At 32.3% G+C, this 14,862-nt stretch carries 9 protein-coding genes; 8 read left to right on the top strand and 1 reads right to left on the bottom strand.

The window, feature by feature from the left end; genetic code table 11:
- The first annotated feature begins 442 nt into the window (after nucleotides 1-442).
- The 5 genes from ACSX1H_RS05085 (at nucleotide 443) to ACSX1H_RS05065 (ending at nucleotide 9,159) form a co-directional block, all read left to right on the top strand.
- Nucleotides 443-1,714 carry a hypothetical protein gene (locus ACSX1H_RS05085; RefSeq protein WP_439182664.1) on the top strand — a complete coding sequence of 424 codons (1,272 nt, stop codon included), beginning with the start codon at nucleotides 443-445 and terminating at the stop codon, nucleotides 1,712-1,714.
- Nucleotides 1,711-2,304: a condensin complex protein MksE gene (locus tag ACSX1H_RS05080; RefSeq protein WP_439182663.1), complete on the top strand. Its 594-nt coding sequence runs from the start codon at nucleotides 1,711-1,713 to the stop codon at nucleotides 2,302-2,304. The genes ACSX1H_RS05085 and ACSX1H_RS05080 overlap by 4 nt, the downstream gene beginning before the upstream one ends.
- Nucleotides 2,288-5,980, top strand: a complete 3,693-nt coding sequence (locus ACSX1H_RS05075) for an ATP-binding protein (protein WP_439182662.1) — start codon at nucleotides 2,288-2,290, stop codon at nucleotides 5,978-5,980. The genes ACSX1H_RS05080 and ACSX1H_RS05075 overlap by 17 nt, the downstream gene beginning before the upstream one ends.
- A gap of 5 nt (nucleotides 5,981-5,985) precedes the next feature.
- On the top strand, nucleotides 5,986-6,864 hold the full coding sequence (locus tag ACSX1H_RS05070) for a DUF7281 domain-containing protein (protein ID WP_439182660.1): 879 nt from the start codon (nucleotides 5,986-5,988) through the stop codon (nucleotides 6,862-6,864).
- Between the two features lie 441 nt (nucleotides 6,865-7,305).
- Entirely contained in the window at nucleotides 7,306-9,159 is a 1,854-nt protein-coding gene (locus tag ACSX1H_RS05065) for a LamG-like jellyroll fold domain-containing protein (protein ID WP_439182658.1), read from the top strand.
- Nucleotides 9,160-9,474: 315 nt separating this feature from the next.
- Here ACSX1H_RS05065 and ACSX1H_RS05060 read toward each other — a convergent pair whose 3' ends face one another.
- Entirely contained in the window at nucleotides 9,475-10,545 is a 1,071-nt protein-coding gene (locus ACSX1H_RS05060) for an IS110 family RNA-guided transposase (RefSeq protein WP_439182656.1), read from the bottom strand.
- A gap of 161 nt (nucleotides 10,546-10,706) precedes the next feature.
- Here ACSX1H_RS05060 and ACSX1H_RS05055 point away from each other — a divergent pair, with 161 nt between their 5' ends.
- From ACSX1H_RS05055 to ACSX1H_RS05045, 3 genes are all read left to right on the top strand, one after another.
- Nucleotides 10,707-11,318, top strand: coding sequence for a hypothetical protein (locus tag ACSX1H_RS05055; protein ID WP_439182655.1), 612 nt, complete (start codon nucleotides 10,707-10,709; stop codon nucleotides 11,316-11,318).
- A 220-nt stretch (nucleotides 11,319-11,538) separates the two neighbouring features.
- A complete protein-coding gene (locus tag ACSX1H_RS05050; protein WP_439182654.1) occupies nucleotides 11,539-12,867 on the top strand; it encodes a MutS-related protein in 1,329 nt (442 codons plus the stop codon).
- Between the two features lie 111 nt (nucleotides 12,868-12,978).
- Complete coding sequence (locus ACSX1H_RS05045; RefSeq protein WP_439182653.1) at nucleotides 12,979-14,772, top strand: GmrSD restriction endonuclease domain-containing protein; 1,794 nt, start codon at nucleotides 12,979-12,981, stop codon at nucleotides 14,770-14,772.
- Nucleotides 14,773-14,862: the final 90 nt, after the last annotated feature.

Here is a 14,862-nt window from a genome sequence, read left to right as displayed (position 1 = left end):
TACTTTTTAAACACCACCTCTACTGCCCTCCTGTTAAGGCCTGGCTATTGGCACAAACTATTTGAGCATTTTACAAATGCTGCAAAGCCCCCAAACAAACTATTTGAGCATTTTACAAAGCTGCGAAGCCCCCAAACAAAATGTTTGAGCATTTTGCAAGGCTGCAGAGACCCCAAACAAAATGTTTGGACATTTTGCAAGGCTGTGATACCCCGAAACACACTGCCCCTGCAACCTGCTCCTGTTTGTATCAGCAGCCCTAATTACCCACGCTGTTAATAATTTGCCGAAACGCCTAAACACTACTTTAAATAATTATTGTACTTTTAGGTGGGATATATGGAGTTATTAAGTATATCCGCTAGTTACCATTCATGCTAAAAAAGAGAAACGAACTACAAAATATGATGATAAGCCAACGCACAAATAGCACATTTGGTTTTTGCCGACACAAAAGCCCCAACAAGAAAAACCAAAAGAGCTATTTCTTTTCCAACCCACAGAACCAGAAGTAATAATGTTTGCATTTAACTCGATAAAAGATTTAATAAATACCCTCTATAGAGAAAGGGAAATAATTGATTTCCTTTTTGCCAAAAGAAAGAATAGTGTCAAATACGATAATCTTTTGGAGTTTGTGAATTTTGAAGAAGAAAAACTGACAACTTTAATTGAAAAAAATATTTTAGTCCAATTTGGAAATACAATTGATTTAAATCAAGACATCCTTGAATTTTTGGAAAAATTTACGGACTCAATAGAGGAAATTAATTACGAATACACCAGTGGATTAATAAGAATATTAAAAGAAAACATCCAAAATTGGGAAATTGAAAAAAGACTAAATAAACAAAACGAATATCTTCTTAAAATCAAACGTAATATTGGAAATGTTGGTAAAGATGTTTTACGAAATGTGACAACACTACGCGGTAGTGTTGAAGATGTTTTTGCAACTGAGAAAGATTTTACCATTAAAAAAAGCAAACTTCAGGAATACGATAACAAAAGAAAAAATCTAGATGATTTATTAGAGCAAATTGACGCTTTCTTTCAAGAAAGCACTTGGGGCTATTTTATAAAAATGGTACAAGATGATGAGCTGAACCAAATTATTCTTAGGCTTGACAGAGACATTATAATTGCTCGACAAAACCTGATTGATATAACTCAAAAGATTCTTGACTTCATCAATAGAATTAGACATGATTCTCAGATATTCAAACATATCCAAAAGGTAAAACTTTTAAAAGACCAGCTATTGTTAGCAGAGAAAAGCAATTTCCTAGATGTAGTTCTGAAAGAAAATAGTCTTAAATTCCAAAATGAGATTAGATATTCTACCCCCTTATCCCTTGAATACATTCAATCAGAAGATGCTTTTGAAATTCTATTGCGAATTAGTTATAAGCTGAAAAAATCATTGAAATTAGATGAAAAATCATCTGGTGTTATTCGAGACGAGTTTTTAAATGAAAAAGATAAAAACCATTTCGTAGTTGATACAAATAAACTTAAAGAAAGCTTTTTGTCCAGAGGTGGTGATTTATTTGATTTTATAAATAATTACAACTTTGAATATGAACTTACTTTTGAGGACAAAGTAACTTTGTACTGTAAGTTAGCTTCTCAGTTTAGAGATGAATTTTCAATATCAGACAAATATTCAAAAATCAGAAATATTGAATATGCACTAATTACACCGAAACTATGATAGGAACACCACCAATACAAACATCAGAGATATTTGATAGACTGAGTAAAGGACAGTTTATTAGCGAGGATAGTGGAAGCGATGAAGTTAAAGATTTATTCAATATTATTGAATTGGAAAATAATTATGAAGTCCTAAGAGATTATTTTCAACGCATAGGATTCATATTAGAAAAAGGGACTGGATATTATTATTTCAGTCGTAAAGAAACAAATCAAATAATTGAAGATAAGGTAAAGCGAGCGTATAAATGGATTGATATACTAGACTTTTTTAACACATATGCTAAAGCGATTGACGAACCATTTACCCAAGGAACTATTTTCTCCCCATCCAGAATTTTTGAAAAATCCAAAGTTAATAGTGAATTACAGGAAAAATTAGAGGCACTTAAAAATTATCAGGAATTTGCAACAGAAAAGCCTTTAGAAAGAATTCAAAAGCTATCACGATATATGGTTAAAGAAACCTTTTTTGACCTCACAAACGAATACTCGGATGAATTCAAAGTTCTTGCTTCATATCGTTATTTACAAAAATTAGTAGTATCAATTGTAATACAAGAAGATGACGATGAAACATTTGAATAAAATAATATTTATAAAAGCAGCCAATGTTGATTACCAAGAAATTCAGTTGAATGGCAATGTTCATTTTACAGGTGACCAAGGAGTTGGAAAAACTACTGTTTTAAGAGCAATTCTATTTTTTTATAATGCCGATACTCAGAGGCTTGGAATACCAAAGGTTGCAAATAAAAGTGATTTTGCCGATTACTATTTTGAATTCCCTAACTCACATATTATTTATGAAGTAGCAACCAAAGAGGGGAAATATTTAATTTGGCTTTATAAAGAACACAACAAACTTTGTTATCGATTCATAGACTCTGAATACAAAAAACATTTTTTTCTTGAAGAAACGCCCAAAGGAATACTCCCTTTGAAACCAAATAAAGTTTCAGAAACAATCCTAAGTCAAACGAGGCATTCACGAAAAATTATAAAGTTCACGGAATATCGTAATATTATCTACGGTGCCACAAATAATGTAAGTGGATTGAGCAGGAATTTCAAGCAATACGCTATAATTGAAAGCCCTGCTTATCAAAACATCCCAAAAACGATTTCAAATATTTATCTTAATTCAAACCTTAAGTCTGATGCAATTAAAACAACTATTATTAATTCAATTAGTATAGATGATTTTGCTCTTAATGATGGTAAAGGTTATAAAGTCGACTTAAATGTACTCAGAACACAGTTAAGTGATTTTAAACAAGATTACAATGACATTTCAGCTTATGAAAAGATTAAGAAGAGAGCGGGGATAATAATTCAAAACTATGATGAATTAATTCGGTTAGAACAAGAAAAAATACTTGCTGCAAAAACTCTGGGGGCAAACCATAAAGAGCTAACAAGCAAGATTGATAAGTTAGAATTTGACTCTTCAGAACTTGATACAAAGTATACTGAATCTACAAAGCAAATTTCGGATTTACAAAACAACTTTGATAATACGAAAACGGATTATGATAAGCGAATTGCAATTGAACAAAAGAATATATCAGATACGAAGAATAAAATAGAACATTACAGAACATTGCAAAAGGAAAACCTGAAAGGAATTGATGCAATTCTTGATTTCGTATCTAAAGAGAAAAATTTTGAAATTGAAAAGATAAATTTAGAAAACGAATTAAAGTTGCTTACATCAAAAGTTGAATCGATTGAAGAAAAATACAAATCTATTTTGCAGCAGCTTGAGAACAGTCATAATGCAAACCTTAATATTCTGAATGGAGAAAAGTCCACTATAAAATCTGATTCCGCAAGACAACAAAGCAAGATTATTGAACAATACTCTGAATTTATTGAGGATTTAAGACAACTATTTGAAAAGCAAATAGAAGAAGAAACTGAACTTCAAAATCAGTTGAATGATAAAGAACTAAAGCTTAAACGCCAAAGAGACAAAATTAACCTCACCAAATTTTATGATGAAGATATTAAAACGGAACAAAAGAATCTGACAGATTATAACAATCAAATAGTAGAAAGCACAAATAAAATAAATCTGAATAAAGAAGAAATTGAAAAACTCCAGGATAAAGGAAATCACGAAAAGGAGATATTGAAATTACATTTTGAAAACAAAACAAAAGAGCTTGAAAATAAACGTATTGACACACAAGAAAAGCTCGATGAAATAGACGAAAAACTTGAAGCATTTAAAGACTCACTTCATGAATTTCTAAATCAAAACTATCCTGAATGGGAACAAACAATCGGAAAGGTATTTGATGAAAAGATATTACTCTCCCAAAATCTCTCGCCTCAAATTATTGAGACCAATCAGTCATTTTATGGTGTAAAACTAAATCTTGAGGAAATTGATATTAACGTTAAAACCATCACTGATTACCAAATAGAGAAAGATAAATTATTAATAATCATCGAAGAAATTAAGACTGATTTTCAGAAAGAACAATCGGAATTTGAAAATCAACAGCAAAAAATCAATACTAAGTATAACCAAAAACTTAAAAAGCTAAATCAGGAGATACTCCAGTTGAAAACACTAATTTCTCAAACTGAGGTAAAAAGTACCCAAACAAAATTGAGAATATCAAGCCTCAAAAAGGAAGCAGAAAAGAAAAAAATAAGCGAATTATCCATAATCGAACCTTTAATCAAGGATGTTTCACAGAATATTGGAAGAAGTAAACAAAAGCTACAAGATTTAAAGTCAGAACGAGAAAAAAAAGTTAGGGAAAAACAAGATGAGCAAAAGCAAGAAATAAATAAGCTTAAAAGCCATTTTTCTGCACTTGAACAAAAACTAGCAGCTCAGGTAACTGAAGAAAAGCAAAAATATCAAGACAAAGTAGCTAAAGTAAAAGATGATAGAAAAAAGGAACTAGAGGGAAAAGTTGATACAGACCGTCTTGATTTGCTTGAAACGGATATCGAAAATCTAAATAAAAATTTATTGTCAATAAAAAAACTTAATCAGGTAGTTGCAATTTATAATGAAGATAAAACAAATTTCATTGATAAACTTCCAATTTTTGAAGCTACATTTTCAAAATTGAATTCAGAATTTAATTCTATAAAAGAAAAATATAAACAGGAAAACAAAGAGCTTCGTGACAATCAAACTCAGATAAAGAAAGAACTTGATAGCATCAATGAACAATTGAAAGAGCAGAAAAGGCAGCAAAAGGAATTTGAAGATTTTGAGAAATCACCTTTTTACTCAGATGTGGAATATTTTGTAGAACATTGTGAAGAATCTGCAAATGAGGAATTATTAACTGATTTAATCAAAATAATAAAAGACCTTCAACAAAACATATCCGAAAACATAAAGAGTTTAAAATCATCGATAAATAAATTTGTAAGCCCACTAAGAGAAGGTAATATATTTAATTTCCCGACTAATTTTCCCGATGACTTAGCCTATCGTTCATTTGCTAATGACCTTAAAGATTTCATAACCGACAATAAGATTGATGACTATAAAAAATACATCAAAAAGAATCATGCTGATTTGATAAGTCTTATTGTGAAACATATCGAGCAGCTTTCATCCAAGAAAAAAGAAATAGATGAGATAATCTCAAAAATGAACAAGGATTTTGAAAGGCATAATTTTGTTGGTGTAGTACAGGAAGTTGTTTTGAAAGCTGACCCAAGTGAAAACAAAGTATTCCAGACATTCGAAGAAATAAGAAAGTTTCATGGTGAAAATCCATTTGGTTTTGGAGAGTTAAATTTATTCACGGGATTAAAATTAGAAGAGAACAACGATGCTGCATTCAAACTTCTTGTTGGATTAATGTCGAACCTATCACAAGAACAAAATAAAACTGAAATTTCACTTGAAGATACTTTTGAATTGAAATTCAGGGTTGTTGAAAACAACAAAGATACAGGTTGGCAAACAAAGCTTGCGGACATTGGTTCAAACGGGACTGATGTTTTGGTAAAAGCAATGCTTTACATTATGTTATTGAATGTTTTTAAGGAGAAAGCGTCAAAAAAACAGAAGGATTTTAAACTTCATTGCATTATGGATGAAATAAACATTATTCATCCAAAAAACATAGATAGTCTGATTGATTTTGCAAACGACAGAGGAATTTGGATGATAAATGGTTCTCCAATTGAAACGAATGCTATGGCATACAAATATGTGTATGACTTTGAAAAAACTTCTGATAGTATAACTCATGCAAATCGTCTTATAGCACAAAACTAAACGAGATGGAAATACCAATTTCATTTATCGAGAAACTTATAACCATTTCCAGAAAGGAGCCTGTCTCAATTGGTCAGTTTAAATCCAAACAAAATAAGGATTTACTTAAGATTTTTTTGGATGAAAACATTCTTCATAGAAGCAAAAGAAAAAATACATTTATTGTTTACACAAATAACGTTGAGCAACTTAGAAATTTTATTAGAGAACGCTACGGAATTATAAACATTGAAGACTATTATCAATTATTAAACAAACCTGTCTCGACAAAAAGTGAATCAGCTCAAATTGCTTCTAATTCAAAGTTAAAACAAACAAAGGTTTACTCGGGTTTCTTTGTTAGAACCTTTGCAGATATTGAAGGCAGTCTTAATGGGGAGAAAATTTATCTTAAGACCTTAAAAGGAAGTTCGTTATTTATTTCTGATTTTAAGAATTTTGCAATTTCAGAGAATGTTACAATTGTTGGGATTGAAAATCCTGAGACATTCTATCGTATTGAAAATTACAAACAATATTTTGATAAAATTGAGCCCTTATTTCTGTTACGCTTTAATAATAATGCCTTTATAGAATGGCTTCAGCAAATTCAAAATAGATATTTACATTTTGGTGATTTTGACCTTTCAGGAATTGCCATCTATGTTTTGGAATATCGTAATAAAATGGACTTTAGGAGATGCAGCTATTTCATCCCCAACAACATTGAAAAAATAATTAATGATTCAAAAAATTATACAGACTATGTAAATCAATTGAATGACCCAAAAATTAAAGGACTAAATTTCGACAATTATCCAGAGATTAAGGACTTGGCAAAAATTATTAATAAATATAGAAAGACGATTGAACAAGAGGCGTTAATGAATCCCAACGCTTCATAGTCAAGCACATTTGCAATTCGCACAAACCAACGCACAAGCCAAAAATTGCAAAAGAGCTTGCCTATCCCAGTCGCACTGACTGAAAAAATAAAGCACGAAATGGTAACAAAGTGTATAAATCATTGGGCAGATAGTGCAGGTTTTAAACGCATTACAATTAATCAATTTTGTAGCGGTCTGACAGGAAAGTGCTTCGAAATGCCCAACGCTTCATACACCAACCGTTGGGTACAATTCCCCCTATAAACCCATAGTATTGATTTAAAACCAAGGTAATCAATACTTTTTAAGATTTATGGATTTCTTATGCTAACGTAAAATGGGGACATCAAAGCAGATGAAAATTGAAGAAAAGCACAGAATTGTAAATCGCTGAACTACTGACGTTTATTTTTACGTTAGTCAGAAGCAAAAAAACTAAACCAAAAATATAAGACAATAATGAAGAACAAGATTCAATCTATTGGAATGATGATTTGCATAATGCTAGTTTTTAGTATGTGCGATAAATCCGACGAAATTGGTGCTGATGAATCTAAAGATTTAAATAAACCGAAAGAGATCATTAGTAAAGGTGTAACAGGTAATATTCAGAAAGGACCATTTATTACCGGATCAAGTGTTATTATACAGGAGTTAGATAGTTCATTTGTTGCTACTGGAAAAACATATAATACAACTACAAATGATGATTTTGGAGGTTTTAGTGTTAGAAATGAAATAATTTCACCTTATGTGGAAGTTATTACCAGTGGTTTTTACTTTAATGAAGTAGAAGGAAATATATCGAATGCAAACCTATCTTTAAGATCTTTAGTTGAGGTAACAGATTCAACTCTTACTAATGTGAACTTATTAACGACTTTATCAAAGGAAAGAATTCTCTATTTAGTAAAAGAGTATGGGATGAATTTTAAGGATGCAAAGACTAGAGCTCAGAATGAAATTTTGGAAATATTTGATATTCCCCAAAATGATTCAATAAATTTCAATCAACTTGACATTAGTCAAAAAGGTAATGAAAATGCAATACTATTGGCAGCTTCAGTAGTATTGCAAGGTAAGTTTAGTGTTGGTGAGCTTTCTGAAACCATATCAAAGATCATTTTGGATATTAAAGAAGATGGACAATTAAATAATCAAACGATAATAGATAAACTGGCTGAAAATGCCAAATTGTTAAACCTTTCAAAGGTGCGAAATAACTTGATAAATAGATACAATAGCCTTAATAGCAATGCAACGATTCCATTTTTTGAGAAGTATGCAAAAAGACTTGTTCCTTTAGAAGTATTAACAACAAACCCTTCTTCGGACGAAATGGAAGTCCCTTATAATTTGGACAACATTACATTAAGTTTTAATAAAGCTTTAGATATTACTACGGTAAATGAAGAACATATTAGGATTGTTAATTCTAGCAACGAAATAGTATCAGGTAGCTTTGAATATAACGAAAGTGAATTCAAGGTCATTTATCATATCAGCGAAGAGTTGAAACCAGAATCTATTTATAAACTTCAGGTAAAATCAAGCTTGAAAACACTTGATGAAGAAAGCTATAATAAAGCATTTTCAATTCAATTTAAATCAACAAGTATTGACATTAAAAGTGGATTAAAGGCATATTATAAATTCGATGGTGACTTTTTAGATCAAACAAATAATAACTACCATGCAACTTCAAAAAATATCACTTTTAAAGATGGGGTAGCGGATGATATCAATAATCAATCTGCATTTTTTGAAGGGCCAGGTTGTCATATAACAATGCCAAATGTAATTAATCCTACTCAGAAAAACTGGAGTTATTCAATATGGGTTAAAATGGATAAGTATACTAATAATAATGCACCGTTTTTATTAGGAACCAGATTGTCTTATAGTGCATTTTGGGATGTTTTGTTGTATTATAGATCTGTTTCAAAAACTGTTTCTTCATATAATGGCTATAGACTAGAAGCTCCATTTGAAATGAATACCGGTAATTGGTACCATGTAGTTATGACAATTGAAAATAACCTTGAGAGAGTTTACATTAATGGGGAATTAGCTATTGTTGCTAACGATTTTAAGCCCAAAAATGATGATGGTGATAGAAGCTACGAAGGATACGATGGTGAAGATACAGGCTTGTTTAATTACTATGATGGTGAATTATATATTTCAGCAAGCAACTGCTATAATATAAATGAGTTTGATCCTTATTTATATGGTTCTGTTGACAACGTACGGTTCTATGATAGAGCGATAAATAAGTTTGAAGTCCTGCAGTTATTTGAAGAATATAAATAGCCAGTACCCAACAATGGCTACTATGTAAAACAATACTAACCGTATATTCTTAATCTACATCATTTTACAAGTTTTTTCAACCTGTAATTACACTTTTAATCGGCAAAAAGAGGTTCAGTCATACCCCTTGTGGGTTGACGGGTTCTCTTTCGTACATTAACTTTTGAAAGAGTTGAATAAACTAATTTGATCAGGCTGCTATTTGTGATCTGAGTCACAGCTTACTTATGAAAATGATGGGGAGGCACAGTCTCATAAAAGGGATTTATTGCAAATACCACCACATTGTTATGTGCTTCTCCCCAATTGGATCAGTTAGTTTATTCCTCTTTCGTATTTTGTTCTATGTTTCATCACATACATTATGCGGTTTAATAGTTTACGAGCCACCTTTACAATAACCTTTTTTGCATTTTCATGAGCACATTTTTCTTGGTAGTACTGTAAAATGGCAGAATCGCAGCGGACAGCCTGCCATGCGGCCTCTATAACCAAAGGACGCAGGTAGCCGTTGTTGCGGTAGGTAATGCTTCCTATTCGCTCTGTATTGCCACTTTGATGTATTCGTGGGACCATGCCAATATAGCTTGCAAATTGTTTGATATGTCTAAACCGATTTATATCTCCTATTTCAGCCATAAAACCAATAGCTGTTATGGGACCTATGCCAGGAACAGTTTGTAATAATTCATACAATACTTTGTCTTTGTTTCGGGCTAGAATACGTAATTGACGCTCTAACGAGAGCCGCTGTTCCAGTAAGAAATGTAAACGCTCTATAAGTTGCTGTTTTTGAATGACAGATTGAGCATCTGGCAACTTGATGCTTTGTAACCATACAAGAAAACCTTTGCTCTTAGGATTATAGATATAAGCAGATGGTATCTCTATGGCACGATAAGCAAGAAAACTCTTAATCCGGTTTCGAGTGCGACGTATGTCTTTGGCAATGGCTAAACGAGACCTGAATAAACTGCGAAATTCTTCATCCTTGGGGGAGAGAACATGAATCCCTTTTAGAAGTCCGCTTCGAAGTGCTTCAGCAATGGTGCGACTGTCGCGTTTATCAGTTTTGTAATGGTCGTCTTTGTTGGTCTTGGGAATATCGGCCGGGTTGACCACTATATTTTTGATTCCATATTCATTGAGTTTTCTGTGGTGGCTATAACCCGAAAAACCGGCTTCGTAGGCACTGAAATACCGAGCGCCAGGATAATGTTCCTGTAAAAACTGATGCAGACATTCGCTACTGGCAGGTTGGGTATAACTTTTTAAACAAATATGCTGCCCCATTAAAGTAACATGCCAGCTTTTTTTATGAACATCTAAACCAATAAAGATATCCTGACCTGTAAAATCTTTTTTTTGTTTAATTTGCGTTTTCATAGATCTTAATTTTGGACTCAAAATAAAACAGTTGAGTCGTTTGGTAAATGCCTATGTTTTATCATAGTGGCTCATAAAGCATGGGCCCGCCGCAGGCGCAACACAGGCCAACGCTTCATAGCCGGACCGTTGTAAGCAAGGGGAAATCCACCACCAAACAAATGAGATACAAAATTACAGTTCCAGAACTCAAAAATATTTGGCAAAAACTGTCAGACTCTTTAGATGGAGAGTTGAAATTCTGTGAAAAAATAAGAGCAGAAGTAGATGCAAATATAATAACTGCCGAAGTAAAATTTAATTATAAAGGATTTAAAATCTTGATTCATCAAGGAATTCTGCAAGGTGGTAAAGGACATTTTAGATTTAACCCTATTGACATTTCAATTAATATTAAAAGATCAATTGATTTTAACATATCAATTTGGAAAATAGATTTTTTGGATAAAATATTCAATTGGAATAGAATCAAAACAGGCAACAAAGATTTTGATCGTCAGTTTGGAGTAGCCGGACAAAATAAAAGAGCTATTGCAAGATTATTTAACTATGAAAAGGTTAGAGACCTTTTTCTTCAAGATATACGAATTGTATTTAATGTTAGGAATTCAAATGACACGACAATAATTAGATTAAGGGGGAATTATGATTCTATAGAGATAAAGGATTTAAATTATTTAAAAGACTCATTTCTACTTTTGATTGATTCTCTAATGGAAATTAAGGTAATAAAACCACCGCTCGCCGAAGTTGGCAACTTCGGCGGCCAATAAAGCTGAGTTTATAACGAATATCATCAGCTATTAAGCACCTTGCTTTGGCAGAGTTTGAGGGTTTGCTGCGAATTATTAACCATTGTACTCCTATAATTACTTTTCAGACTTTGATAGACGAAACCCCTCAATGCTACTTTAAATAATTATTGTACTTTTAGGTGGGATATATGAAGTATATCCGCTAGTTACAGGTAATACGACTAACACCAATAAGCATATGCAATTTGAACTTGACCCACAAACAATAAAAGATCTAGAAATATTTAGTGATGGTAGGTCCACGAAATCTATTTTCAGTTTTTATAACAATACAAAAACAATAGGTGGACGAGATTATTTAATGCGGATTATGAGTAATCCTTCAACGAATTTTCAAGAACTTTGCACTAGGAAAAGAACGATAGAATACTTCTCAACAAATAATATAGAATTCGTTTTTAGTGAAAGTCAATTTGATTTTATAGAACGCTATTGTAAACTAAATATACCCTCATTAAAAGACAATATTATAAATGCATTTTTCCAAGACTTATCATACAAGTTAAAGCCAAACAATGATTATTATATCATTCAAACAGGAATATTGCACTTAAAGCATTTATTTGTTTATTTGAAAGGTTTTATAAGTGAGATTGAGCATAACAATGCACCAGCTAAATTAAAAGAGGATATTGCTTTTATATTAGAGTTTATTAGCAAAAGAGAGTTTGATGTTTTTACAGGGAACGATGATGGTATAAAAAAAAGACAATTAAATAGATTGGACTATCTCTTTAGAAACAGGTATATCAATGAATTACTTAATTTGGTTCGTATTCTTTATAAATTCGATGCATTAAGCTCTGTTGGACGAATTGCAAATAAGAAGAATCTTTCATTTCCAGAATTTGTAGAAACATCTGCACCTACCTTGACAATTCAGAACCTTTATCATCCACTTCTTGATAATGCTGTACCATATGATTTTGATTTTACAAAAAGTAAGAATCTCTGTTTTTTAACGGGACCGAATATGGCTGGAAAATCTACATTTCTCAAATCAATAGGTTTATCTATTTACATATCACATTTAGGTTTTCCTGTAACTGCATCCGGAATGACGACCTCAGTATTTAATGGAATAATTACGACCATAAATTTGTCAGACAATATGCATAAAGGATATAGTCATTTCTATAGTGAAGTTACTCGTGTTAAACATACAGCATTGAAAATAAAAGATAAGAAGCGATTATTCGTGATTTTTGATGAGTTATTTAGAGGAACAAACGTCAAGGATGCTTTTGATGCTTCATCAATCATAATTAAAGCATTTGCGGAAATTAAAAGCTGTAAATTTTGCATATCCACTCATATTACTGAAGTTGCAAAAGAGATTGGAGAATCAGATTCTGTAGCTTATAATTATTTTGATTCAACATTAGTCAATAATGTTCCTGTTTATGATTATTTACTTAAAAAAGGTGTGTCCCATGAAAGGTTAGGCATGCACATTGTTAGAAATGAAAAAATAGTAGAAATACTTGATTCCATTAATGAAGATTAAAAAAGTACTGCCTGTAACACACGGTATAAAGCATAGACTTGCCGCAGGCGCAGCAACACAAGCCAACGCTTTATACCGCCAACCGTTAGGCAAGACATTAAACGAATGAGAATGAACTTTACCGACAGAATAAAACCAACAGACAAGGGAATCACAACCTACCTTGACGAACTGAAAAACCAGAATTATCAAATTCCGACTTTCCAAAGAGATGTGGTTTGGGAAGAAGAAAATGTGAAAAAGTTGTGGGACAGTATTTACAAATTCTACCCTCTTGGAAGCATTTTAGTTTGGAAAACAGATTTGAAGCTACAAAACCATCGACAAATTGGTGGACATAAAATAGCAGCTGAAAATTTCACGAGAAGTGAGTACCAATATTTACTTGACGGACAGCAAAGAACTACTTCTTTGTTAACATCTCTGTACGGTGGTAAAATAGAAGGTAGAGACGGATTCAACCCTTCTCTTTACATTGACCTGACAATTGAGAGTGAAGACGAAACAGATGATGAAAGTTACAAGAAGAGGTTCCTTTATTGGAACGAAATTGACGACCGGGACGGCAGTTTCAAAAGAAATATTGGAAGGAAGAATAAATATGATGAAGGACTAATTGTCAAACTACTTGAAGTCAAACAAAACTTTGAAACTATACAGCAAAAAATTGTTAACCATCCAGATGTTGCTCAACAGTACAACCATCCATATTGGGTAGAGCTTAGAAAAGTTCAACAAGTACTAAGCAACTATCGAATTTCTTTTATAGAACTAAAAGGTATCAAGGTAGCAGAAGTCTGTCAAATATTTGAGCGAATAAATCAAGCTGGCAAACCACTTGACATTTTTGATATAGTCGTTGCAAAAACATTTAGACCAAAATCTGAAATCGATAAAGGCTTTTATCTACGTGACCTAATTGATGATTTCAAAAAGGTCAATAATAGCAACTACTTGCAAATTGACAATTTCGATTACCTCCAAATAATTGCTATTCTAATCCGTGAGAACATTGACAATTCAGGCATCCATAATATCACACCAAGATATCTGAACGACATCAAGACAGAACAAATAGAATGTATTTGGGATTCAGCAAAAAAGGCAATACTTAAAACGTTTGATTTCTTTGAAAACACCTTAAATTTAAAAGGGCCACAACTTATTCCGTATCGTTACTTCTATCTCACGATTGCAAACTACTTCTACAAGAACGACAATCCTAACTATGACTTTTTGAAAAAATATTTTTGGTTTAACTCATTGCATAGAGACGATTTATTAAGTAACACAGGAGACATAAATCAACACATAAGTCTTTTAAATGGAGAGAAGTACGACAACGAACAACGATTTGGTCGATTCCTAATCGACAAAGACACATTGAGAAAATCATCATATAGTTCAAAAGGACGCATTTCGAGAGCAATACTGTCTCTCTTCTCACACAAATGCCCTAAAGATTGGAAGTACACGGATAGAAACGTAAACGTTGACAATCTTTTCTTTTCAACGGACAAACCAAATCTTCATCATATTTTCCCTACCAACTATATCACAAACAACAGGGCGGACAATCAACTTGACAACAATAGTCTAATGAATATCGCATATCTCACTCAGCTTACAAACTTGGAGATTAGCGACAAAAATCCTTTAGAATACATCAAAGAATACGACCAAAATCCAAATTTTGAGAGAGTAATTGACTCTCATCTCCTCCCTAAACAAATCTTGACTTGGGCAAGAATGGACGAAATGCCAACAAATGCACTTGACCAGTTTATGGAAGAACGGGTTGAACTTGTAATCGAAGAATTAAAAAAACAACTAACTGGAATTAATACAGAAGTAATTGACACCAAGGAAAAAGAAATCCAAGAAGAATTAAAAAACGCCCTATAACAAGGGGCCCCACTCGCCGAAGCTGGCAACTTCGGCGGCCAATAACGCTGAGTTTACAACGAATAACATCAGCCCTTAAGCCCCCTTGCT

This window comes from Carboxylicivirga taeanensis (genome assembly GCF_051851475.1).
Lineage (GTDB): Bacteria > Bacteroidota > Bacteroidia > Bacteroidales > Marinilabiliaceae > Carboxylicivirga > Carboxylicivirga taeanensis.
Note: the sequence above shows the minus strand (reverse complement) of the source record. Positions and strands in the feature narration are given on the sequence as shown.

Bases quoted from the DNA above. Each gene is read 5' to 3' on its own strand.
- ACSX1H_RS05065 (WP_439182658.1), top strand. From the start codon at position 7,306: ATGAAGAACAAGATTCAATCTATTGGAATGATGATTTGCATAATGCTA.
- ACSX1H_RS05050 (WP_439182654.1), top strand. From the start codon at position 11,539: ATGCAATTTGAACTTGACCCACAAACAATAAAAGATCTAGAAATATTT.
- ACSX1H_RS05045 (WP_439182653.1), top strand. From the start codon at position 12,979: ATGAACTTTACCGACAGAATAAAACCAACAGACAAGGGAATCACAACC.
- ACSX1H_RS05075 (WP_439182662.1), top strand. From the start codon at position 2,288: ATGAAACATTTGAATAAAATAATATTTATAAAAGCAGCCAATGTTGAT.
- ACSX1H_RS05080 (WP_439182663.1), top strand. From the start codon at position 1,711: ATGATAGGAACACCACCAATACAAACATCAGAGATATTTGATAGACTG.
- ACSX1H_RS05070 (WP_439182660.1), top strand. From the start codon at position 5,986: ATGGAAATACCAATTTCATTTATCGAGAAACTTATAACCATTTCCAGA.
- ACSX1H_RS05055 (WP_439182655.1), top strand. From the start codon at position 10,707: ATGAGATACAAAATTACAGTTCCAGAACTCAAAAATATTTGGCAAAAA.
- ACSX1H_RS05060 (WP_439182656.1), bottom strand. From the start codon at position 10,545: ATGAAAACGCAAATTAAACAAAAAAAAGATTTTACAGGTCAGGATATC.